This window comes from Streptomyces sp. NPDC058650 (assembly GCF_042717315.1).
In the GTDB taxonomy this organism is placed as follows: domain Bacteria; phylum Actinomycetota; class Actinomycetes; order Streptomycetales; family Streptomycetaceae; genus Streptomyces.
On the sequence record NZ_JBHXRL010000034.1, the window covers coordinates 13,871 to 36,114 of the forward strand.

The 22,244-nt window shown below is 71.4% G+C and carries 17 protein-coding genes and 2 pseudogenes; 9 read left to right on the forward strand and 10 right to left on the reverse strand.

The genetic code is table 11. The features are described from left to right. Nucleotides 1-11: 11 nt before the first annotated feature. Entirely contained in the window at nt 12-599 is a 588-nt protein-coding gene (locus ACFWWU_RS36075; protein WP_384153027.1) for an RNA polymerase sigma factor, read from the reverse strand. 309 nt (nt 600-908) lie between these two features. Between ACFWWU_RS36075 and ACFWWU_RS36080 the strand changes: the two are divergent. Then, nucleotides 909-1,328: pseudogene (locus ACFWWU_RS36080) on the forward strand (MsnO8 family LLM class oxidoreductase); the annotation flags it as partial. Nucleotides 1,329-1,400: 72 nt separating this feature from the next. On the opposite strand, the pseudogene ACFWWU_RS36085 reads toward ACFWWU_RS36080, so the two are convergent. From ACFWWU_RS36085 to ACFWWU_RS36100, 4 genes and pseudogenes are all read right to left on the reverse strand, one after another. Further along, nucleotides 1,401-1,649, reverse strand: a pseudogene (locus ACFWWU_RS36085) (SDR family NAD(P)-dependent oxidoreductase); the annotation flags it as partial. 54 nt (nt 1,650-1,703) lie between these two features. Then, nucleotides 1,704-2,708: a HEAT repeat domain-containing protein gene (locus ACFWWU_RS36090; protein WP_384153030.1), complete on the reverse strand. Its 1,005-nt coding sequence runs from the start codon at nt 2,706-2,708 to the stop codon at nt 1,704-1,706. A gap of 30 nt (nt 2,709-2,738) precedes the next feature. Then, nucleotides 2,739-3,434: a HEAT repeat domain-containing protein gene (locus ACFWWU_RS36095; protein WP_384153033.1), complete on the reverse strand. Its 696-nt coding sequence runs from the start codon at nt 3,432-3,434 to the stop codon at nt 2,739-2,741. Between the two features lie 85 nt (nt 3,435-3,519). Then, the gene (locus tag ACFWWU_RS36100; protein WP_384153035.1) at nt 3,520-4,818 is read right to left on the reverse strand and encodes an ROK family protein; all 1,299 of its coding nucleotides are present in this window, start codon (nt 4,816-4,818) and stop codon (nt 3,520-3,522) included. A gap of 172 nt (nt 4,819-4,990) precedes the next feature. Here ACFWWU_RS36100 and ACFWWU_RS36105 point away from each other — a divergent pair, with 172 nt between their 5' ends. Genes ACFWWU_RS36105 through ACFWWU_RS36120 form a run of 4 tightly spaced genes read left to right on the forward strand, consistent with a single transcriptional unit; the run spans nt 4,991 to nt 9,639 of the window. Continuing rightward, the gene (locus ACFWWU_RS36105; RefSeq protein WP_384153038.1) at nt 4,991-6,295 is read left to right on the forward strand and encodes an ABC transporter substrate-binding protein; all 1,305 of its coding nucleotides are present in this window, start codon (nt 4,991-4,993) and stop codon (nt 6,293-6,295) included. A gap of 11 nt (nt 6,296-6,306) precedes the next feature. Beyond that, the gene (locus tag ACFWWU_RS36110; protein WP_384153041.1) at nt 6,307-7,299 is read left to right on the forward strand and encodes a carbohydrate ABC transporter permease; all 993 of its coding nucleotides are present in this window, start codon (nt 6,307-6,309) and stop codon (nt 7,297-7,299) included. Nucleotides 7,300-7,354: 55 nt separating this feature from the next. Continuing rightward, nucleotides 7,355-8,194: a carbohydrate ABC transporter permease gene (locus ACFWWU_RS36115; protein WP_384153110.1), complete on the forward strand. Its 840-nt coding sequence runs from the start codon at nt 7,355-7,357 to the stop codon at nt 8,192-8,194. 53 nt (nt 8,195-8,247) lie between these two features. After that, nucleotides 8,248-9,639 carry a GH1 family beta-glucosidase gene (locus tag ACFWWU_RS36120; protein ID WP_384153044.1) on the forward strand — a complete coding sequence of 464 codons (1,392 nt, stop codon included), beginning with the start codon at nt 8,248-8,250 and terminating at the stop codon, nt 9,637-9,639. 704 nt (nt 9,640-10,343) lie between these two features. Here the strand turns inward: ACFWWU_RS36120 and ACFWWU_RS36125 are convergent. Further along, on the reverse strand, nt 10,344-11,387 hold the full coding sequence (locus ACFWWU_RS36125) for a LacI family DNA-binding transcriptional regulator (protein ID WP_384153113.1): 1,044 nt from the start codon (nt 11,385-11,387) through the stop codon (nt 10,344-10,346). Between the two features lie 213 nt (nt 11,388-11,600). Here ACFWWU_RS36125 and ACFWWU_RS36130 point away from each other — a divergent pair, with 213 nt between their 5' ends. The 4 genes from ACFWWU_RS36130 (at nt 11,601) to ACFWWU_RS36145 (ending at nt 18,868) form a co-directional block, all read left to right on the forward strand. Continuing rightward, nucleotides 11,601-13,796: a discoidin domain-containing protein gene (locus tag ACFWWU_RS36130; protein WP_384153047.1), complete on the forward strand. Its 2,196-nt coding sequence runs from the start codon at nt 11,601-11,603 to the stop codon at nt 13,794-13,796. 155 nt (nt 13,797-13,951) lie between these two features. Beyond that, nucleotides 13,952-16,114, forward strand: a complete 2,163-nt coding sequence (locus tag ACFWWU_RS36135; RefSeq protein ID WP_384153116.1) for a discoidin domain-containing protein — start codon at nt 13,952-13,954, stop codon at nt 16,112-16,114. A 142-nt stretch (nt 16,115-16,256) separates the two neighbouring features. Then, entirely contained in the window at nt 16,257-17,348 is a 1,092-nt protein-coding gene (locus tag ACFWWU_RS36140) for a DUF1996 domain-containing protein (protein WP_384153050.1), read from the forward strand. 107 nt (nt 17,349-17,455) lie between these two features. Continuing rightward, a complete protein-coding gene (locus tag ACFWWU_RS36145) occupies nt 17,456-18,868 on the forward strand; it encodes a GH1 family beta-glucosidase (RefSeq protein ID WP_384153053.1) in 1,413 nt (470 codons plus the stop codon). A 68-nt stretch (nt 18,869-18,936) separates the two neighbouring features. Here ACFWWU_RS36145 and ACFWWU_RS36150 read toward each other — a convergent pair whose 3' ends face one another. Genes ACFWWU_RS36150 through ACFWWU_RS36165 form a run of 4 tightly spaced genes read right to left on the reverse strand, consistent with a single transcriptional unit; the run spans nt 18,937 to nt 22,217 of the window. After that, entirely contained in the window at nt 18,937-19,152 is a 216-nt protein-coding gene (locus ACFWWU_RS36150) for a ferredoxin (RefSeq protein WP_384153056.1), read from the reverse strand. A gap of 4 nt (nt 19,153-19,156) precedes the next feature. Further along, the gene (locus ACFWWU_RS36155; RefSeq protein WP_384153059.1) at nt 19,157-20,413 is read right to left on the reverse strand and encodes a cytochrome P450; all 1,257 of its coding nucleotides are present in this window, start codon (nt 20,411-20,413) and stop codon (nt 19,157-19,159) included. A gap of 38 nt (nt 20,414-20,451) precedes the next feature. Next, the gene (locus tag ACFWWU_RS36160) at nt 20,452-21,243 is read right to left on the reverse strand and encodes an ABC transporter permease (protein ID WP_384153062.1); all 792 of its coding nucleotides are present in this window, start codon (nt 21,241-21,243) and stop codon (nt 20,452-20,454) included. Beyond that, nucleotides 21,240-22,217: an ATP-binding cassette domain-containing protein gene (locus ACFWWU_RS36165; protein WP_384153065.1), complete on the reverse strand. Its 978-nt coding sequence runs from the start codon at nt 22,215-22,217 to the stop codon at nt 21,240-21,242. The genes ACFWWU_RS36160 and ACFWWU_RS36165 overlap by 4 nt, the downstream gene beginning before the upstream one ends. Nucleotides 22,218-22,244 lie beyond the last annotated feature (27 nt).

Sequence of the window (22,244 nt, forward strand, 5' to 3'; positions counted from 1 at the left end):
TTCTACGGTGTTCACGGTCGTGGATCTCCTCCGGTTGGTCGGTCGACGGCATGACCGGGCGCTGCCAGTGAGTGACGCAAGGTCGTGCGCGCTCTGTGCAGCCGTGACTTCATCGCGGCGCCGCTCAGACCGAGCGAAGCGGCGACGGTCCTGCCGGGCAGGCCCTGAATGTCCCGCATGATCAGGACCTGCCGCTGGTCACGGGGCAGAGCGCTGACCGCCGCCGCGATCCGCTCCACCTCCAGCCTGTGCAGCACCGCTTCCTCGGCGGACGGTTCCGCGGACGCCTCCTGCTCGTCCGGCTGTTCACCCCGCCGCGAGGCGAGCAGCCGGACCTGCCGGAGGCATTCGTTGCGCACGATCCGGAACATCCACGAGGCGAGCGCGCCGGTGGCCCGCAAGGTGCCGATCTTCCGGTAGAGGATGAGCAGCGCCTCCTGCGCGGCGTCCTCCGCGTCCTGCGGTGAGGCGCACAGGGACGCGGCGAACTTGCGCACGTGCGGCTGGGATTGCACGACGACGGTGGTGAGCGAGGTGACGTCGCCGTCCTGAGCGGCCTTGATCAGCCGGTCGTCCGGCCAGGAGAAGCGTCTGTTCATGGGTTACTCATACTCGGAAGGCTCCCCGCGGCGCGCGCCGGTCAGCCTCGGCTCCGGTAGCGGCGCATCAGATGCCAGCTGCACGCGCCCACGAGCAGGGCTCCGATCACGACGATTCCGGTGACCATCATGGGTGTCTCCTCCTGGTTCCGCCGGCCCGTACGGCCGGTACGCATACAGGAGGCGGGGCGGCCCGGAAAGGATTCACCTTCTTCGCGGGATCTCCGGGATCTCCGTGTGTGAGGCCGGATTTCCTTCCCTACCATGTGACTCGGGAATGTTGTCGACCGGCTTTCCGTTGTCGCGGGCATGACTGCGTCCAACAGCGAATTCATCCGTGGCACCGCGCGGGGAACCGCCCCCGTACCCCTGTCCGTACTCGACCTGGCGGCCGTCGGCGAGGGCACCACGGCCCGGGAGGCGCTCCAGGCCTCGGCGCGGCTGGCCCGACTGGCCGAAGCCCGCGGCTTACTCCGGTACTGGGTGGCCGAGCACCACTCGATGCCGGGGATCTCCAGCAGCAGCCCGGCCGTCATCCTCGCGCACCTGGCGGCCCGGACCCGTACCCTGCGGCTCGGCTCCGGCGGAGTGATGCTGCCCAACCACGCCCCGCTCGTGGTCGCCGAGCAGTTCGGCACCCTGGAGGCGCTCGCGCCGGGCCGCATCGACCTCGGCCTCGGGCGTGCTCCCGGCACCGACGGCGCCACCGCGGCGGCGCTGCGGCGGGCCGGCGGAGCGGAGAGCGACGACCGTGTCGAGGGCGGCCCGCAGCCCCTTCTCGTCCGTGCTGTCGGCGGTCAGGGCCAGCACCCTGCCGCCGTCCCGCCCGATCTCCCCGGCGACTCGCGCCACGGTCTCCTTCGTCCGCGCGATCACGGCGACGGCGTATCCCTCCCGGGCGAACCGCGCGGCCACGGCCTTCCCGATCCCCGGCCCGGCACCGACCACCACTGCTGTGGACACCACAACTCCCTTGTTCCAGCGAACGGTTACGGGCGGAGCGTACGACGATCTTCGACCCGGTCGCGGACCCCCACAGGCGCGAAACACCCGAGCGAGCGAGCGGCGGACACGGAGCGTGACGGCGGCCCGGGGACGTGCCCGCTACCGCGCCTTTCGCAGCTCGACGACGTACGCCGCGGTCAGCGCGACGGACCGGTCCTCGTCGTGCGACAGCTCCGCGAGGGCGCGTGACGCCGTCTCTCCGGGGATGTCCGCGAGGGCCTGTGCCAGCCGCCGGCGCGCGGACGCCGGGGCGGAGCCGTGGGCGAGGCGGTCGACGAGCCCGGCGGCGATCTCGTCCGCCGACTCGGGACGGCTCGCCAGCGCGCCCAGCGCGTCGGCCGCGTCGACGTCGTTCGCCTCCTCGACGATCATGTCGATGAGCGTCGGGACCGCGTCGGCCAGACCACGCGCCCCGAGAGCCAGCGCCGCGTACCTGCGGACCACGACGTCGGGGTGCGCCAGCGCGTCCCGCAGCAGGGCCGTCGTCTCGTCGTCCGGGATCTCGGCGAGGGACCGGACGGCACGCTCCCGCACCGCGGCCACCGGCGAGCCGAGGCCCTCCGCCAGGAGCGCGGGTCCGCCCTCCAGCCCCTGCGCCAGCGCCCATCGCAGGGCTCCGGCGACGTTCGGGTCCGTCTCGCTCAGGGCCGCCTCGACCAGCGCCTCCACGGGGACCGGAGCCCCCTCGACCGAGGACAGGGCCGCGCGCTGCCGCGTCCCGGCGCTCTTCGATCCCAGGTCCTGGAGGAGGGCGACGCTCCGGAGGACGTCCTCCCAGCCGGCGGGTTCGGCGGCGCCGATCCGGCGGAGCCGCGTGAGCAGCTCCGTCTCGGCCGTGATGCGCTCCCGCGTCTGACGGATGAGGCCGTCGACGAGCTCCGAGGGCGCGAAGCCGGGATCGTCGAGCGCACGCCCCACCTCACGCAGCGAAAGCCCCAGCGACCGCAGGCTCTCGATGTGGAAGATCCGCCGGATGTCCTCGCCGGAGTACTCGCGATAGCCGCCGTCGGTACGCCCCGTCGGCCGCACCAGGCCGAGCGAGTCGTAGTGCCTGAGCATGCGGGCGCTGACCCCGGACCGCCGTGCCACCTCACCGATCAACACTGCCGTCACCCCTTCCCGGCACCCGTCCTGTCACTCCTCCCGGCCGGTCGTGCCGAGGGCAACGATGCGCTTCGCCTCCTCGATCGCGAAATCGAATCCGGCATCCGGGTCGCGCGACAGCCGCTCCGTGGCGATCGCGTGCCGACGCCGGCGGGGGTCCGGGTCCGCCATCGTGTCGCGCAGGGTCGGCAGGGCCGCCTCGCCGAGCGCGATCAGGGCCCGGCTGAGGCTCAGCCGCGTCTCGCGTGCGCCGCGCCCGAGCTGCGTCGCCAGCACTCCGGCCAGTTCGGCCTCCCGGCCTTCGGGTACGAGCGCGACCGCCGCTCGCCAGGCGCTCTTCGCCACTTCGTCGTCGGCGTCGGTCAGCAGCGCCCGCGTGATCGCCGGCCATGCTCGCCGGTCCCCGATCTTCGACAACGTGTGCAGCGACTGGCTCCGTGCCTGACCGTGCTCCGAGCGGAGCTCGCCGACGAGTCCGGGGACCGTCACCGACGCCGGGTGACGGGTGAGCGCCCAGGTGAGCATCTCGCGGACGGAGAAGTCGGGCTCGATCGCGCAGCGTCCGATGAGTGCGCCGACGCACCACGGGTCCGGGCTCGTACCCACCGCCAGCGCCGCCCGCAGCCGTACCGACGAGCTGCTGTGCTCCAGCCCCCGGAGGGCTCGTGTCGTGCTCGTGCTCGTGGTGTTCGCATGCGGGTTCGCGGCGTCTTTCCGCTCGGTCATCGGGACCACCTCCTCGGCCCCACTGAAAGCCTTGTCACGGTGTCAAGGTCAAGCGGGGCCGGGCGCGCGGTGAGCTCGTGTCGGGTCAGACGCGGTCCTGGAGGGCGGCCTGCCAGGCGGGGGCAGGGGTGCTGGGCCGGGGCTCTGGGCCGCGGCCGCCCCGGGCGAAGAAGTCGGCCAGCGGCAGGAGGGCCGCGCCGACGGTGACCGCCTGGGGGCCGAGCGTGCCCAGGCCGATGCTCGTACGGCTCGCCGGGTAGCGGAGCGCGTACTCGCCGGCGTACCGGTGCACGGTGCGGAGGAAGCGGGTGCCGAGCTGGAGGCCGGCCCAGCCGCCGACGAGGATGCGCTCGGGCTGGAAGAGGTTGATGAGGTCGGCGAAGCCCGCGCCGAGGTATTCGGCGGTCTCCTCCAGGACGGCGAGTGCCGTGGTGTCGGGTTCCGTTCCCGGGTCGGCGGGGTAGGCGGCGGCGAGCATCGCGGTGAGCGCGGTCTCCTCGTCCGCTCCGGCCGGGGGCAGCCCGCCGGCTTCGCGCCACCGTTCCAGGAGGGCTTCGGCGCCGGCGTACGCCTCCAGGCAGCCGTGCGAGCCGCAGCGGCAGCGCCGCCCCCGGACCCGTACGGTCAGGTGTCCCCATTCGAGCGCGCGGCCGGGTTCCATGGGGTCGGTGACGGAGCAGGCGCCGACGCCGGAGCCGAAGAGGACGACGACGGCGCTGCGGGCACCGCGTCCGGCGCCGAACCACATCTCCGCCTGGCCGAGGGTCTTGGCGCCGTTGTCGATCCAGTACGGGACGGTCTCGGGCAGGTCGACGGCCCGGCGCAGGAGGCGTTCCAGGGGGACGGTGTCCCAGCCGATGGTCTGGCCGTGGACGACGGCGCCGTCTTCGCTGTGGTCGACGATGCCGGGGACCCCGACGCCGACGCCGAGGAGGCGCTCGACGGGGACGTCCGCTGCCCGCAGCACCTCGGTGATGCCGTCGCGCAGGTGGCCGACGACGAGGTCGACGTCGTAGCGCTCGGTGCGGGGCCCGGAGCTGGCCAGGGCCCTTTCCGTGCGGGCGAGTTCGGTGAGGGTGAGGTCGAAGAGCTCGACCCTGATCCGGGTCTCGCCGATGTCGACGCCGATCATGAACCCGCTGCCCGGGGTGATGCGCAGGAGGGTACGGGGGCGGCCGCCGGCCGAGTCGACACTGCCGGCCTCCTCGACCAGGCCCTCCGCGAGGAGCTCGGCGACGACGTTGCTGACGGAGCCGGAGCTCAGGCCGGTCGCGGGGCCGAGCATGAGGCGGCTCTTCGGCCCGTCGAAGTACAGCCTGCGCAGAACGGCGGTGCGGTTCTCCCGCCGCAGGTCACGCACCGTGCGGCCACTTCTCGCGTGCACTTGGGTCCCCGTCTCTGAAGTCGTTCGTTCCAACATACCCGCAGTACAGGCCTTGACGCGACCTTCCCGTGGGGTTTAACTCACATCCTAAATTAAGCCGATGTCACGGAGAGCGGTCCAGGCGCTCCCCTCGTTCGGCATCCCCGTCATCCCCCGAAAGGGCCCAGGAGCCATGCGCAGAATCAGAGCCGCAGTCACCGGTGCCGTCACCCTCTCCCTCGCCTTCACCGCCACAGCCTGCGGCGGCGGGGAGAGCGGCGAGGCGACACCGAAGACCCTCACCTACTGGGCCACCAACCAGGGCTCCAGCCTGGAGGTCGACAAGAAGGTCCTCCAGCCCGAGCTCGACCAGTTCGAGCAGGAGACCGGGATCAAGGTCAAGCTGGAGGTGATCCCCTGGTCCGACCTGCTCAACCGGATCCTCACCGCGACCACCTCGGGCCAGGGCCCCGACGTCCTCAACATCGGCAACACCTGGAGCGCCTCCCTCCAGTCCACCGGCGCGCTGCTGCCCTTCGACGCCGAGAACTTCAAGGCCGTCGGCGGCAAGGACCGCTTCGTCGACTCCGCGCTCGGCTCCACCGGCGCCGCCGGCAAGGACCCGGCCGCCGTCCCGCTCTACTCCATGGCCTACGCCCTCTACTACAACAAGCAGATGTTCAAGGACGCCGGCATAGCCAAGCCGCCGGCCACCTGGGACGAGCTGATCGCCGCCGGCAAGAAGCTGAGCAAGGACGGGAAGTGGGGCATCGGCGTCGAGGGCTCCAACCTGTCCAACAACATCCACCAGGTCTTCGTCCTCGCCAAGCAGCACGGAGCCGACTTCTTCACCGCCGACGGCAAGGCCGACTTCACCTCCGACGGGGTCGTCGCCGCGGTCAAGCAGTACGTCGACCTGATGGCCACGCAGAAGATCGTCGCCCCCGGCAACGCCGAGTACGCGCAGAACCAGTCCCTGAGCGACTTCGCCAAGGACAAGACCGGCATGGTCCTGTGGCAGACCCCCTCGCAGACCTTCGCCTCCCAGGGCATGGCCCCCGAGGAGTGGGGCGTCGTCCCGGCCCCGGTCCCCGCGGGCAAGCCCGGCCAGGGCAAGCAGACCAATTCGATGGTCGCCGGCATCAACATGGCCGTCTTCAAGAACACCAAGAACCTCGACGGCGCCCTCAAGTTCGTGAAGTTCATGACCAGCGACGAGGAGCAGATCCTCCTCAACAAGGCCTACGGATCGGTTCCGCCGGTCAAGAGCGCCCAGAAGGACCCGGCGTTCTCCGACCCGTCGCTCACCGTCATCCGCGACACCCTCGCCGGCAGCGCCGCCGCGCTCCCGCAGGTCCCCGAGGAGTCCCAGTTCGAGACCGTGGTCGGCACGGCCGTCAAGGAACTGTTCGCGGACGCCGCCGCGGGCCGGCCCGTCACCACCGAGTCCGTACGGGCCAAGCTCGAAAAGGCCCAGCAGCAGATGCCCAAGAAGTAGGCCGCCCCTCCATGACCAGAACCGCCGTCGCTCCCACGAGCGACCCGGCGGTGCGCAAGGCCGCACCCGGAGGGGCAACCGCACCACGCCGCTCCGGGCGTCGCCGCATCGCACTGCCGTACCTGCTGCTCCTGCCCGCCCTGCTCCTCGAACTCCTCGTCCACCTCGTCCCGATGCTCATGGGCATCGGCATGAGCTTCAAGGAGCTCACCCAGTTCTTTATCCGCGACTGGTCCGCAGCTCCGTGGGCCGGCCTCGACAACTTCGCCGTCTCGATCGACTTCGACGCCCCGGTCGGCCAGGCGCTCCTCAGGTCCTTCCTGACGACCTGCCTGTTCACCGTCCTGTCCGTGGCCCTGTGCTGGTTCCTCGGCACGGCGGCCGCGATCTTCCTCCAGGAGGAGTTCCGGGGCCGCGGCATCCTCCGGACCCTCTTCCTCGTCCCGTACGCGCTGCCCGTCTACACCGCCGTCATCACGTGGGCGTTCATGTTCCAGCGGGACAACGGCCTGATCAACCACGTCCTCCACGACCAGCTGGGCATCGGCGACAGTCCCGCCTTCTGGCTCATCGGCGACAACAGCTTCTGGGCCCTGCTCGTCGTCTCCGTGTGGAAGGGCTGGCCGTTCGCCTTCCTCACCGTGATGGCGGGACTGCAGAACATCCCCCGGGACATGTACGAGGCGGCCGCCCTCGACGGCGCCGGTGTGCTGAAGCAGATCCGGCACATCACCCTGCCGTCGCTGCGGCCGGTCAACCAGATCCTGGTCCTGGTCCTGTTCCTGTGGACGTTCAACGACTTCAACACGCCGTTCGTCCTGTTCGGCGAGGCGGCACCCGAAGCGGCGGACCTGATCTCGCTGCACATCTACCAGTCGTCCTTCCAGACGTGGAACTTCGGCACCGGCGCGGCCATGTCCGTCCTGCTGCTGCTCTTCCTGCTCGTCGTCACGGGCGTCTACCTCCTGCTCACCACCCGCGGAAGGAAGACCTCCGATGTCTGAGAACGCCCTCCGGCGGACGACGGGGGCCCGCGGGCGCACCGCCCCGCGCTCCCCGATGGCCGCGCCCCGCTCGTTCCTGTGGACCAGGCGGATCTTCCTCACCCTGCTCACCGCCTTCGTGCTGCTGCCGGTGTTCGTGATGGTCTCCAGCTCGCTGAAGCCGCTGGAGGACGTCTCGGGGAAGTTCCAGTGGATCCCCTCGGGGCTCACGATCCGCCCGTACGTCGACATCTGGGAGACCGTCCCGCTCGCCGACTACTTCGTGAACTCGATCCTCGTGGCGGGCGCGGCCACCGTCTTCTCGGTGGTCGTCGCGATCTTCGCCGCCTACGGGGTGAGCCGCTACGACTTCCGGGGCAAGCGGGTCTTCACCGTGACCGTGCTGTCGACGCAGATGTTCCCCGGCATCCTCTTCCTGCTGCCGCTCTTCCTCATCTACGTCAACATCGGCAACGCCACCGGTCTCGCGCTCTTCGGCTCGCGCGAAGGCCTGGTCCTCACCTATCTGACGTTCTCGCTGCCGTTCTCGATCTGGATGCTGACCGGCTACTTCGACTCGATCCCGCGCGAACTCGACGAAGCGGCCAAGGTCGACGGCTGCGGGCCGATCAAGGCCCTGTTCCGGGTGATCGTCCCGGCCGCGTCGCCCGGCATCATCGCCGTCGCCGTCTACGCCTTCATGACCGCCTGGGGCGAGGTCCTCTTCGCGTCCGTCATGACCAACGACACCACCCGCACCCTCGCCGTCGGACTCCAGGGCTACGCCACCCAGAACGACGTGTACTGGAACCAGGTGATGGCCGCCTCCCTCGTCGTGAGCGTCCCCGTCGTCGTCGGCTTCCTCCTCCTCCAGCGCTACCTCGTCGCCGGCCTCACCGCGGGTGCGGTCAAGTGACGTCGCTCTCCGCCCTCTCGGCCTTGTCCACTCCCCTCACGAAGAGGTTCTCCGTGTCCGCATCCCCCGACGCCCGCCCCGCGCTCGACCTGGAGGCCTTCCCTCCGTCCTTCGCCTGGGGCACGGCGACATCCGCCTACCAGATCGAGGGCGCCGTCGCCGAGGACGGCCGCGCCCCCTCCATCTGGGACACCTTCTCCCGTACCCCCGGCGCGATCGACAACGGCGACACCGGCGACACCGCCTGCGACCACTACCACCGATGGCCCGAGGACCTCGCCCTGATGAAGGGCCTCGGCACCGACGCGTACCGCCTCTCCATCGCCTGGCCGCGCGTCGTCCCCGGCGGCGACGGACCGGTCAACGCCGCCGGACTCGACTTCTACGACCGGCTCGTCGACGCCCTCCTCGACGCGGGCATCGCCCCGTCCGTCACCCTCTACCACTGGGACCTGCCGCAGGCCCTCCAGGACCGGGTCCAGGACAGCCGCGGCGGTTGGACCGAGCGGGCCACCGCCGGGCACCTCGCCGCGTACGCCTCCGTCGTCGCCGAGCGCCTCGGCGACCGCGTCACCCAGTGGACCACCCTCAACGAACCCCTCTGCTCGGGCTGGATCGGCCATCTGGAAGGCCGCATGGCCCCCGGATACACCGACCTGACGGCCGCCGTCCGCGCCTCCTACCACCTGCTCCTCGGCCACGGACTCGCCACCCAGGCCATCCGCGCCGCCGCCCCCGGCGCGCGGGTCGGCCTCGTCACCAACCACTCCACCGTCGACCCCGCCTCCACCCGGCCCGAGGACATCGCGGCCGCCGCCCGCATGGACGGCCACACCAACCGCTGGTGGCTCGACCCGGTGTACGGCCGCGGCTTCCCCGCCGACATGCGCGAGCTGTACGGCGTCGAACTGCCCGAGCAGGCCGGTGACATGGAGACCATCGCGACTCCGCTCGACTGGCACGGCCTCAACTACTACTTCCCGGTGACCGTCGTCGACGATCCGGCGGGACCCGTCCCGCACGCCCGCGAGGTCCGCCTCCCCGGCGTCCCCCGCACGGGCATGGACTGGCAGATCGACGCCGGCGGTCTGGAGGCCTTCCTCCTGCGCCTCACCGAGGACTACGGAGTGCGCGAGCTGTACGTCACCGAGAACGGCTCGGCCTTCCCCGACACGGTCGGCCCCGACGGCGCGGTCCACGACCCCGAGCGCACCCGATACCTGGAACAGCACCTGGCCGCCTGCGCCCGCGCCCTGCGCAAGGGTGCCCCGCTCGCCGGGTACTACGCCTGGTCCCTGCTCGACAACTTCGAATGGGCCTACGGCTACGACAAGCGCTTCGGCCTCGTCCACGTCGACTACGCGACACAGCGGCGGACCGTGAAGACGAGCGGCCGACGGTACGCGGACATCATCCGCGCCCACCGGGCGGCGACCATCGGCTGACCGGACACCTCTAGGGCCTGTCGTTTGGATCATGCCGGGCTCGCGGCGTCTGGCACCGCGCCTCGCCGCGTTGTCGTCACTCGCCGACGTCCCCCGTAGCCCTTCGGGCACGGGAGGTACCCCCACCACGTCGACTCCCTCCTCCGCCTTGCGATGCACGGCACCAGACGCCGCTCCCTGATCCGGCCTGATCCAAACGACAGACCCTAGCACCCTCGTACACTCCGGAAGGCCGCTCCGGCACCGGCGGGACGGCCTTCCGGAGTGCACCGCCGTCGCCCCACCGTCCCCGTCCGAGGCTTCCCGTACAGGAGCGTCCCATGGCCGACACCGCCGTTCCGTCCCTTCCACCGGGGCCCGACAACGACGCCGACGAGCTCGCCGCCGAGCGGCTGCGCCGCGTGCTCGGCCCGTGACGGTCGTCCGGGACACCGTCCTCAGCGGGGGCTTCTACAACTCCGCCCGTCTGATCGAACTCGCCGACGGGCGGCGGCTGGTGCTCAAGACGGCCCCTCGACACCGGCGCCCGCGTACGACTCGCCCTCTACCGGATCTACCTCACCCTCATCATGCGCGTGGAAGTCGTCCCCCGGGCCTACGACGGGGAGCTCGCGGCCTGGCGCGACACCTGGTCCGCCGAGCGCCTCACACGACAGCTCGCCGCACTGGACGCCCTGGAGGCGTGACGTGCCGGTGCGGCGCGGTCAGGTGGACTCGCGGACGACGAGCACCGGCTCGAACACCGTCGAGGCGGGCTCGGGCGGCTGCGGTGCCGGCTCGGGCCGGGCGCCGGCGGCGAGCTCCTCGACCAGAAGGCCGGCCATCGCGGCCGCCATGAGCTCCACCGGCTGACGCACGGTGGTCAGCTGCGGCCGCGCCCTCCGCGCGGCCACCGAGTCGTCGAAGCCCACCACGGCCACCGACCCGGGGACGGCGATCCCCTCCTCGCGCAGGTACTGGCAGGCGCCCTGCGCCATCATGTCGTTCGCGGCGAACACCGCGTCGATCCCCGGGTGTTCCCTCAGCAGCCGCGCCATGGCGCGCCGGCCGCTGTCCACCGAGAACCGGCCCCGTACGACGGGCACCGACGTCACCCCGTGGGCCGCGAACGCCTCCCGGAAGCCGTCGAGGCGCTCGCGCGCGGTGGGGGCGCTGACCGGTGCGGCGATGGTGGCGGGGCGCCGCCGGCCGGTGGCCCACAGGTGCTCGGCGGCCAGCCGGGCGCCCGCGGTGTTGTCGAGGTCGACGAAGCCGCACCGCGTGGAGTCGTGGGGGCGGCCGAACAGCACCGTGGGGACACCGGCCGCCACCAGCATCGACGGCAGCGGGTCGTCCGCGTCGAGCGGGACCACCAGCGCTCCGTCGGCGCCACCCCGCCGCAGGTACTCCACGAGTTGGGCCCTGGCCTGCTCCGACTCCGCGACCAGCATGACCGGCTGGATCGCGCGCTCGCGCAGGACCGGGAGCACGCCGTCCACCACCCGCCCGAAGAACGGGTCGGAGAACACCCGGGCGGCGAAGGCCCTTCCCGTCGCGGAGAGCACCAGGGCGACGGTTCCGGTGCGGCGCGTCACCAGGGACCGCGCGGCCTGATTGGGCGTGTAGCCGGTACGGGCGACCGCGTCGCGTACGGCCTGCTGGATACCGGGGGCCACGTTGCGCACGCCGTTGACGACACGGGACACCGTCGCCCGGGACACCCCTGCCTCACGTGCGACGTCCTCCAGAGTCGGTCCTCGATTTCCCACCCGCGCGCTCTGTCGATTCCCCACTTGTGCACCATATCGGGGCTCCGTGTCCGGTGGCGGTACGGGCTCCGGCCGTCCCGAACCATATGGCGCTGCCACTTAATGAAAGCCAAAAGAAAAGCTCTGTCGCATGCCTTGACCGTCATCGTGACCGCCGGGCAAGGTTTCGGAGAGCGCTCTCCCATGTTTCCGCCCTGTACACCGAGGAGCCCCATGTCTTCCGTCGGGTCCCCGCCGGCCTTCCGGCGCCCCGCTTCAGCCGTCCGACGGGCCACCGTCGGCGCACTCGTCGCCTCGCTCGCCGGCGGCCTGCTCGCCGTCCTCCCCTCCGCGACGGCCCACGCCGCCCCCACCCTGCTCTCGCAGGGCAAGACGGCCACCGCCTCGTCCACGGAAGGGGCCGCCTACGCCGCGTCCGCCGCGGTCGACGGCAATCTGACCGGAACGCGCTGGGCCAGCCAGTGGTCGGACGCCCAGTGGGTCCAGGTGGACCTCGGCCAGCGCGCCACCCTCAGCCGCGCCCTCCTGACCTGGGAGGGGGCCTACGGCAAGAGCTACGAAATCCAGGCCTCCGACAACGGCACCGACTGGCGGACCGTCACGACCGTCACCGGCGGCGACGGCGGCACCGACGACGTCACCCTCTCCGGCACCGGCCGCTACGTCCGCATGAACGGACTGACCCGCGGTACCGGATACGGCTACTCCCTCTGGGAGTTCCAGGTCTACGGCTCCACCGACGGCGGCGGTCCGACCCTTCCGGGCGGCGGCGACCTCGGCCCCAACGTGCACGTCCTCGACCCGTCCACGCCGAACATCCAGGCCAAGCTGGACCAGGTCTTCCAGGAGCAGGAGTCGGCCCAGTTCGGCGCCGGCCGCCACGCCTTCCTCCTCAAGCCCGGCACGTACAACGGCCTCAACGCGCAGATCGGCTTCTACACCCAGATCGCCGGTCTCGGGCTGCGTCCCGGCGACACCACCATCAACGGTGACGTGACCGTCGACGCGGGCTGGTTCAACGGCAACGCCACCCAGAACTTCTGGCGCGGCGCCGAGGGCCTGACCCTCAACCCGGTCAACGGCACCAACCGCTGGGCGGTCTCCCAGGCCGCCTCCTTCCGCCGCATGCACGTCAAGGGCGGCCTCAACCTCGCCCCCAACGGCTACGGCTGGGCCAGCGGCGGCTACATAGCCGACTCCAAGGTCGACGGCCAGATCGGCAACTACTCGCAGCAGCAGTGGTACACCCGGGACAGCTCCATCGGCGGCTGGTCCAACAGCGTGTGGAACCAGACCTTCTCCGGCGTCGAGGGCGCACCCGCCACCTCGTTCCCCGAGCCCCGCTACACCACGCTCGACACCACCCCCATCTCCCGCGAGAAGCCCTACCTCTACCTGGACGGCACCGAGTACAAGGTCTTCGCCCCCGCCAAGCGCGTCAACGCCCGCGGCACCAGCTGGGCCAACGGCACCCCGCAGGGCGAGTCCGTCCCGCTGAGCCAGTTCTACGTGGTCAAGCCCGGCGCCACCGCCGCCACCATCAACCAGGCCCTGGAGCAGGGGCTGCACCTGCTCTTCACCCCGGGCGTCTACCACGTCGACCGGACGATCAACGTGAACCGGGCGAACACCATCGTCCTCGGCCTCGGCCTCGCCACGATCATCCCGGACAACGGCGTCACCGCCATGAAGGTCGCCGACGTCGACGGCGTCCGGCTCGCCGGCTTCCTCATCGACGCGGGCCCGGTCAACTCCCCGACCCTCCTGGAGATCGGCCCGGGCAACGCCTCCGCCGACCACGCCGCCAACCCCACCACCGTGCAGGACGTGTACATCCGCATCGGCGGCGCCGGCGCGGGCAAGGCCACCACGAGCATGGTCGTGAACAGTGACGACGCCATCGTCGACCACACCTGGGTCTGGCGCGCCGACCACGGCGAGGGCTGGGGCTGGGAGACCAACCGCGCCGACTACGGCGTCCGCGTCAACGGCGACGACGTGCTCGCCACCGGCCTGTTCGTCGAGCACTTCAACAAGTACGACGTGGAGTGGTACGGCGAGCGAGGCCGCACGATCTTCTACCAGAACGAGAAGGCCTACGACGCCCCCAACCAGGCCGCCATCCAGAACGGTTCGACGAAGGGGTACGCCGCCTACCGCGTCGACGACTCGGTGAACACCCACGAGGCGTGGGGTCTGGGCAGCTACTGCAACTACAACGTGGACCCGACCATCGTCCAGGACCACGGCTTCAAGGCACCCGTCAAGCCGGGGGTCAAGTTCCACAGCCTCCTGGTGGTGTCCCTCGGCGGTATGGGCCACTACAACCACGTCATCAACGACACCGGGGCGTCCACCATCCCCGCCGGCACCTCGACCGTGCCGTCCACCGTCGTCAACTTCCCCTGACGGCCCGGCCGGGTGCCCCTTGTCGGCGCGCCCCGGCCCCCCACACCCCTTCCGGGCGGAGCCATCGTCCCCGCTGCGCCGCCCGGAAGGCGTACCCCTTCCCCACCCCCACCGTTCTCCGTCCAGGAGCCGCCATGACCAGCATCACCGCCCCGATGCGACGACGGCGCACCCGCACCCGCGCCCGTACCACCGCCTCCCTCGTCTCCCTCGGCGCGCTGCTCGCCACGTCCGCCACCGTGCTGACGGCCGCGCCGGCCACCGCCGCCCCCACCCTGCTCTCCCAGGGGAAGACCGCCACCGCCTCCTCATCCGAGGGCGCCGCCTACTCCGCCGCCGCGGCCGTCGACGGCGACCTGACCGGAACGCGCTGGGCCAGCCAGTGGAGCGACGGCCAGTGGCTCCAGGTCGACCTGGGCGCGAGCGCCGACATCAGCCGCGTCGTACTGAACTGGGAGGGCGCCTACGGCAAGGCCTACGACATCCAGCTCTCCGACAACGGAACCGACTGGCGCACCGTCAAGTCCGTGACCGCCGGCGACGGCGGCACCGACGATCTCACCGTCACCGGCACCGGCCGCCACGTCCGCCTCAAGGGCGTGACCCGGGGCACCGGCTACGGCTACTCCCTGTGGGAGTTCCAGGTCTACGGCGACACCGCGGCGCCGCCCGCGCCCGGCGGCGCCGTCCGCGTCACCGGCACCCAGGGGAACTGGCAGCTGACCGTCGGCGGGCAGCCGTACACGGTCAAGGGCCTCACCTGGGGCCCGGCGATGGCCGACGCCCCCCGCTACATGCCGGACCTGAAGTCCATGGGCGTCAACACCGTCCGGACCTGGGGGACGGACGCCTCCAGCAAGCCCCTGCTCGACGCCGCGGCCGCCCAGGGGCTGAAGGTCGTCAACGGCTTCTGGCTCCAGCCCGGCGGCGGCCCCGGCGCCGGCGGGTGTGTCGACTACGTCACCGACACGACGTACAAGAACACCATGCTCACCGAGTTCGCCAAGTGGGTCGACACCTACAAGTCCCACCCGGCGACACTGATGTGGAACGTCGGCAACGAGTCCGTCCTCGGCCTGCAGAACTGTTACGGCGGCACCGAACTGGAGGCCCAGCGCAACGCGTACACGACCTTCGTGAACGACGTCGCCAAGAAGATCCACTCCATCGACCCCGACCACCCCGTGACCTCCACGGACGCGTGGACCGGCGCCTGGCCCTACTACCAGCGCAACGCCCCCGACCTCGACCTGTACTCGATGAACTCCTACGGCAACCTCTGCAAGGTGCGCCAGGACTGGATCGACGGCGGCTACGACAAGCCGTACATCATCACCGAGGGCGGACCCGCCGGCGAGTGGGAGGTCCCCGACGACGTCAACGGCATCCCCGACGAGCCCACCGACGTCCAGAAGGCCGACGGCTACACCACGGGGTGGAACTGCGTCACCGGCCACCGGGGCGTCGCCCTCGGCGCCACCCTCTTCCACTACGGCCTGGAGCACGACTTCGGCGGCGTCTGGTTCAACCTCCTGCCCGACGGGCTGAAGCGACTGTCGTACTACGCCGTGAAGAAGGCGTACACCGGCTCCACCGCGGGCGACAACACCCCGCCCGTCATCACCGACATGACCGTCACTCCGGCCTCCGCGGCCGCGGCGGGACGTGAGTTCACGGTCCGCGCCGACATCCGCGACCCCGACGGCGACCCGATCACCCCCAAGATCTACCTGAGCGGCAACTACGCCAACGGCGACAAGCGTCTCGTCGACGCGCAGTACCGCTCGCTGGGCAACGGCACCTTCGCCGTCACCGCGCCCGAGAAGCTCGGCGTGTGGAAGGTCTACATCCAGGCCGAGGACGGCCGCGGCAACGCCGGCATCGAGACGAAGTCCGTGAAGGTCGTCGCCCCGCCCGTCACCGGCACCAACATCGCCCAGGGCCGGCCCACCACCGCCTCCTCCGCCCAGGCGGGCTACGGCGACTGCCCCTGCCCCGCCTCCAACGCCACCGACGGCAACACCTCCACCCGCTGGGCCAGCGACTGGAGCGACCCGCAGTGGATCCAGGTCGACCTCGGCTCGGCCAAGCCCATCCGCACCCTGCAGCTCGTCTGGGACCCCGCCTACGCCAAGTCCTACGAAGTACGGGTGTCCGACGACGGGAACGCCTGGCGGACGGTCCACACCACCACCACGGGTAACGGGGACATCGACACCGTCGAGACCGCCACCACCGCCCGGTACGTCAAGCTCCAGCTCACCGCGCGCGGCACCGGATGGGGCTACTCCCTCCACGAGTTCGGCGTCTACAGCTGACGACGCCGGATTCCCTGAACGGCGGTGGCGGGGACCGCAGCAGGACTCCGCCACCCCTGCACCACCGCACGGGAACCCATCGCACCAGTCGCGTGGCGTCGTCGCGTTCACGCGAAACCACCCCCATGGGCAGGAGATCCCCATGAGATCGAGTCCGAAGCGACTCCCCGCACTCCTCCTCGGCACGGCCCTCGTCGCCGGCGTCCTCGGCATCGGCACCATCGCCTCGGCCGCGGGCACGGACAACGGCACCGCGCCCGTCGTCGCCGCGGCCAACGCTCACAGCGGACACATCATGGCCGCGTCCACCCGGGCCTCGGGCGACGACGTCGACGGAGACGGCTACATCCCGGCCGTACCCCAGGTCACCGGTGTGACACCGTCCACAGCCACCCCGCCCCCGGCCTACCATCACGAGTTCCAGGCCGGCTGCGCCGTCACCCACACCGCCCCGGACGACCCGATCGTCTACCCGGGCCAGTTCGGCAAGTCCCACGACCACACGTTCATGGGCAACACCTCCACCAACGCCGCCAGCACCACCGGCTCGCTCTACGGAGGCAACACCACCTGCAAGGCGCCCGCGGACGCCTCCGCGTACTGGATGCCCTCGCTGTACAAGGGTGACCAGAAGATCCTGCCCGTGGGCCCGCAGGTCATCTACTACAAGGCGGGCGTGACCGACTACCGGAGCGTGCGGCCCTTCCCGAAGGGGCTGCGGTTCGTCGTCGGCAACCCGATGCAGAGCGCCGAGGAGTTCCGCGGCCACAAGGGCTTCGTCGAGGGCTGGGAATGCGGTGACAGCTTCTTCAACACCGACATCCCGGCGAGCTGTCCGAGCCGGCCCGACGTGCAGCTCAACCTGCGCATGCAGGCCCCCAGTTGCTGGAACGGCCTGTACCTCGACACCCCCGACCACAAGAGCCACATGTCCTACCCGGTGGTCAAGCCTGGCACCAACGACAACATGTGCCCGGCCTCCCACCCGGTCGCCCTGCCGATGATCGAGTTCAAGATGGCGTGGCCGGTCAACGGCGACATGAGCCAGGTCCGCCTGGCCAGCGGCCGCGGCTACTCCTTCCACTACGACTTCTTCAACGCGTGGGAGGAGCGCACCCTCAAGGCCCTGGTCGACCACTGCATCGTCGGCGGCCTGCAGTGCGACACCCGGGGCTTCGACCTGTACCGCCCCGAACGCGGGACCGTACTGAACGCGGACCACCGACTGCCCTGACCCCTCACCCCCGCACGGCCCGGACGCCCGCGATGGCGTCCGGGCCGTCCTCACGCCCGCGCCTCACCGTCCGCCGACCTCCCTCCCCCCGGCCTCAGGAGCAGCCCATGACCTCCACCGCCCCGTCCGTCACCGCCCAGCACGACGAGCTCATCGATCTCCTGCCCCCGCACTTCCGCTTCGGCGCAGCCACCTCCGCCTTCCAGATCGAGGGCGCCGCCGACGAGGACGGCCGCACCCCGTCCATCTGGGACACCTTCTGCCGCGTCCCCGGGGCCGTGGACAACGGCGACACCGGGGACACGGCGTGCGACCACTACCACCGCATGCCCGAGGACGTCGCCCTGCTCGCCTCGCTCGGCCTCGACACGTACCGCTTCTCCGTCTCCTGGCCCCGGGTCCAGCCCGGCGGCCGAGGCCCGGCCAACCCCGCCGGCATCGGCTTCTACGACCGGCTGGTCGACGAACTCCTCGGCCACGGGGTCACCCCCTGGCTGACCCTGTACCACTGGGACCTGCCTCAGGAGCTCCAGGACGCCGGCGGCTGGCCGGCCCGGGACACCGCGTACCGTTTCGCCGACTACGCGGAACTCGTCCATGAGCGCCTCGGCGACCGTGTCACCCACTGGACCACGCTCAACGAGCCCTTCTGCTCGGCCGTCCTCGGCCACGTCGAAGGGATCCACGCACCGGGCGGCCGCTCCCTCGTCGATGGGGTACGGGCCGTGCACCACCTGCACCTGGCCCACGGCCTCGCGGTCCAGCGCCTGCGGGCCGCCGCCCGCCGCCCCCTCGACCTGGCCGTCACCCACCTCCTGGGCACCAGCCGGCCCGCCACCGACAGCCCCGCCGACCGCGAGGCCGCGCGCCGGGCCGACGCGATCGGCTTCCGCTTCTACCTGGACCCGATCCTGCGCGGCCGGTACCCGCAGGACCTGATCGACGACCTCGCCGCGCACGGCATCGAGATCCCGGTCCAGGACGGGGACCTGCCGATCATCGCCGCCCCCATCGACACACTCGGCGTCAACTACTACCGCTCCATGCGCACTTCCGGAACCGACGAGCACGGCGCCACCACCGGCGCCCGGGGCCTGCCCGTCACCCGCAACCTCCCGCACGGCGGCCTCCCGGTCACCGGCCTCGGCTGGGAGGTCATGCCCCACGACCTCACGGAGCTGCTCCTGCGCGTCTCCCGCGACTACCCCGGCACCCCGATGGTCGTCACCGAGAACGGCGCCGCGTACGAGGACCACCCCGACGCCCACGGCTTCGTCGACGACACCGACCGCACCGCCTACCTCTCCGCCCACCTGGCCGCGGTCGCCCGCGCCCGCACCGGCGGAGCGGACGTCCGCGGCTACTTCGCCTGGTCGCTCCTGGACAACTTCGAATGGGCCTACGGCTACGACAAGCGCTTCGGCCTCGTCCGCGTCGACTACCCCACCCAGACCCGCACGCCCAAGCGCAGCGCCCTGTGGCTCCGCGACACGGCCCGGCGCATCCGCCGCGCGGAGTGACCCGGGGCACGGCACACGTGCGGCGGCCCCGGGCGAGGAGAACTCGCCCGGGGCTGTGGTGGGTGTGGTCACGAGGCGGGGGAGGAGCCGCGCCGCGTGAGGGTGATGGCGGAGGCCGGGCAGACGCCGGCGGCGACGCGGACCGCGGCGTGCCGGTCCTGCGGCGGCCGGGCGTCCAGCAGGACGACCAGGCCCTCGTCCTCGTCCTGGTCGAAGACCCGAGGAGCGGTCAGGGCGCACATGCCGGCGCCGAGGCAGCGGTCGCGGTCGACGCGGACGTCCACGGGATCAGTCCTCGTCCCAGGTGACCGGCAGCCGGTGCACGCCGTAGATGTTCATGTCCGTCCGCAGGGGCACCTCCTCGGCCGGCACGTCGAGCCGCAGCGTGGGGAACCGCCTCAGCAGCGCGGGCAGGGCCACCGTCAGCTCGACGCGGGCCAGTTGCTGGCCCAGGCACTGGTGGATGCCGTGTCCGAAGCCCAGATGTCCCGTGGCCTCGCGGTGCAGGTCGAGGACGTCGGGGTCGGGGAACCGGACCGGGTCCCGGTCGGCGGCCTCCAGCGACAGGGTGACGCTCTCGCCCGCCCTGACGATCCGGCCGTCCAGCTCGACGTCCTCCAGCGCGGACTTCACGCTGGTGTGGGCGACGGTCAGGTAGCGCATGAGCTCTTCGACGGCCCGGGGGGCGAGCTCCGGGTCCGTCCGCAGGGCGTCGGCCTGGGCCGGATCGCGGAGGAGCGCGAACGTCCCGTGGGCGATCATGTTGGCGGTGGTGTCGAGCCCGGCGGCGAGCAGGAAGCCCCCGACGCCGACGAGTTCCTCGTCGGTGAGGTCGGAGTCCCGGGCCAGGTCCCCGAGCAGATCGTCGGCGGGTACGGCGCGCTTGGCGGCGACCAGCTCGGCCATGTACGCCTGGAGTCCGGTGTAGGCGGCGGACCAGTCCTCGGGTGTCACGTCGATCGACATGATCGTGTGGGCGTGACCCTGGAAGCGGTCGCGATCGGCGTAGGGCACGCCGAGCAGCTCGCAGATCATCAGCGCGGGGAGGGGGCGGGCGAACGCCTCGACCAGGTCGGTGCCGGGGCCGCCGCGTTCCATCGCGTCCAGGTGCTCGGTGGTGATCTCCGCGACCCGGTCGGACAGCTGCCGCATCCGGCGGACGGTGAACTTGCCCGTCAGGAGGCGCCGTAAGCGGGTGTGCTCGGGGGCGTCCATCCCGGTCATGTCGCCGACCGGGGCGGGCGGCAGCGGGCCCTCCGGACCTCCGGGGAGGGGGTAGTGCATCAGCTCGTACCGCGAGCTGAAGCGACTGTCCGCCATGATCGCGCGGACGGTGGAGTAGCCGGTGGCCAGCCAGCCGACGTGCCCGTCGGGGTACGTCATCCGGGCGAGCGGCCTCTCCTCGCGGAGCTTCGCCAGGCCGGCGGGCGGGTCGAAGGGGCAGCCGGGGGTGCGCCGCGTGGGGAGTGCGACGGGCTCGGTGGTCCCGGGGTTCTCCAGGGGCTCGTGGCCGGTCGACCGTTCGTGCTGAGTTTCGTGCTCCATCGTGTCCTCCGTGGTGACTGACGTGCGGTGGCGGGGGGTCAGACCGTGGCCGTCCGGCCGAAGGCGGATCGCGCCCAGACGTAGCCGGCGAACGTGAGGCCGACGCACCAGGCGAGGGCGAGGTATCCGCTGTTGCCGATCCCGGTTCCCATGAGCAGGCCGCGCAGGGTCTCGATGACCGGGGTGAAGGGCTGGTACTCGGCGAACCACCGCAGCCCGGTCGGCATGGAGTCGGTCGGAACGATCGCGCTGCCGAGGAAGGGCAGGAACGTCAGCGGCAGGGGCGCGTTGCTCGCCGATTCGGGGGTCTTGGCCACCAGGCCCATGCCGGCCGACAGCCAGGTCAGCGCCAGTGTGAGGAGGCCGAGGAGGCCGAGGGCGGCGATCCACTCGACGGCGGAGGCGTCGGGCCGGAAGCCGATGGCGAGCGCGATGCCGATCACCAGGGCGATGGCGATCATGGTCTGGATGACGCTGCCGACGACGTGCCCGGTGAGGAACGCGGCACGTGAGATCGACATCGTACGGAACCGGTTGACGATGCCCTCGGTCATGTCGACACAGACACCGACCGCCGTGGCCACCGCGCCGGCCGTCGCGGCCATCAGGATGATGCCGGGAGCGACGTAGTCGATGTAGGCGCCGCCGCCGGTGGTCGCCCCGGCGATGCCGCTGCCGAGGGCGCCGCCGAAGGCGTAGTTGAACAGCAGCAGCATCATCACCGGCATGATGACGGTGGACAGGGTCATCGACGGGTAGCGCATGGCGTGCTTGAGGTTGCGCCGCAGCATGGTGATCGAATCGCGGGCGGCGTACGAGAGGGAGCTCATCGGGCCATCTCCGTAGGGGTGTCGGGGGTGCCGTGACCGGTGAGGGTGAGGAAGACGTCGTCGAGGTCCGGCGTGTGCACGGTCAGCGACTCGGCCCGGACGCCCGTGCTGCCGAGGACGTCGAGTACGGCCTGCAGGGCGGGGATGCCGCCGTCGCCGGGGATGCGCAGCGTGAGCTCTTCGAGGTCGCGGGCCGCCGTACCGAAGTGGCGTGCCGCGGCGTCGAGTTCGCCGCGCGTGGCGAACCGGAGGCGGATGTGGCCGCCGGGGATGAGGCGCTTGAGTTCGTCGGAGGTGCCCTCGGCGACGAGCCGGCCCCGGTCGAGGACGGCGATGCGGTCGGCGAGCTGGTCGGCCTCCTCCAGGTACTGCGTGGTGAGGAAGATCGTCACGCCCTTGTCGGCGACCAGTTCGCGGATGATCTCCCACATGGTGCGGCGGCTGCGGGGGTCGAGCCCGGTGGTCGGTTCGTCGAGGAAGATGATCTCGGGATCGCCGACCAGGGTCATCGCGAGGTCGAGCTTGCGGCGCATGCCGCCGGAGAGCGTGCTCACGGGCTTGCGGGCGGCCTCGGTCAGGTCGAACCGCCGCAGGAGCTCGGCGGCGCGCCGCCTGCCCTCGGGGCGGGGCAGGTGCCGGAGGTCGGCCATCAGGAACAGGTTCTCCTCGGCGGTGAGGAGGTTGTCGACGGCGGCGAACTGGCCGGTCACCCCGATGGCGTCCCGGACGCCCTCGGGCCGCTCGGCGAGGTCGTGGCCGGCGACCTGCGCCCGGCCGCCGTCGGGGGCGATGAGCGTGGAGAGGATCTGGACGGTCGTGGTCTTGCCGGCGCCGTTGGGGCCGAGGAGGGCGAAGATCGTGCCCTCGGGGATGGTCAGGTCGATGCCGTCGAGGACGACCTTGTCGCCGTAGGACTTGCGCAGCCCGAGGGCGGAGATCGCCGGGGCGGCGGTGGTGAGGGATGTCGCGGTCATGAGGTTCCGCCTGACGTCGTGTGATGT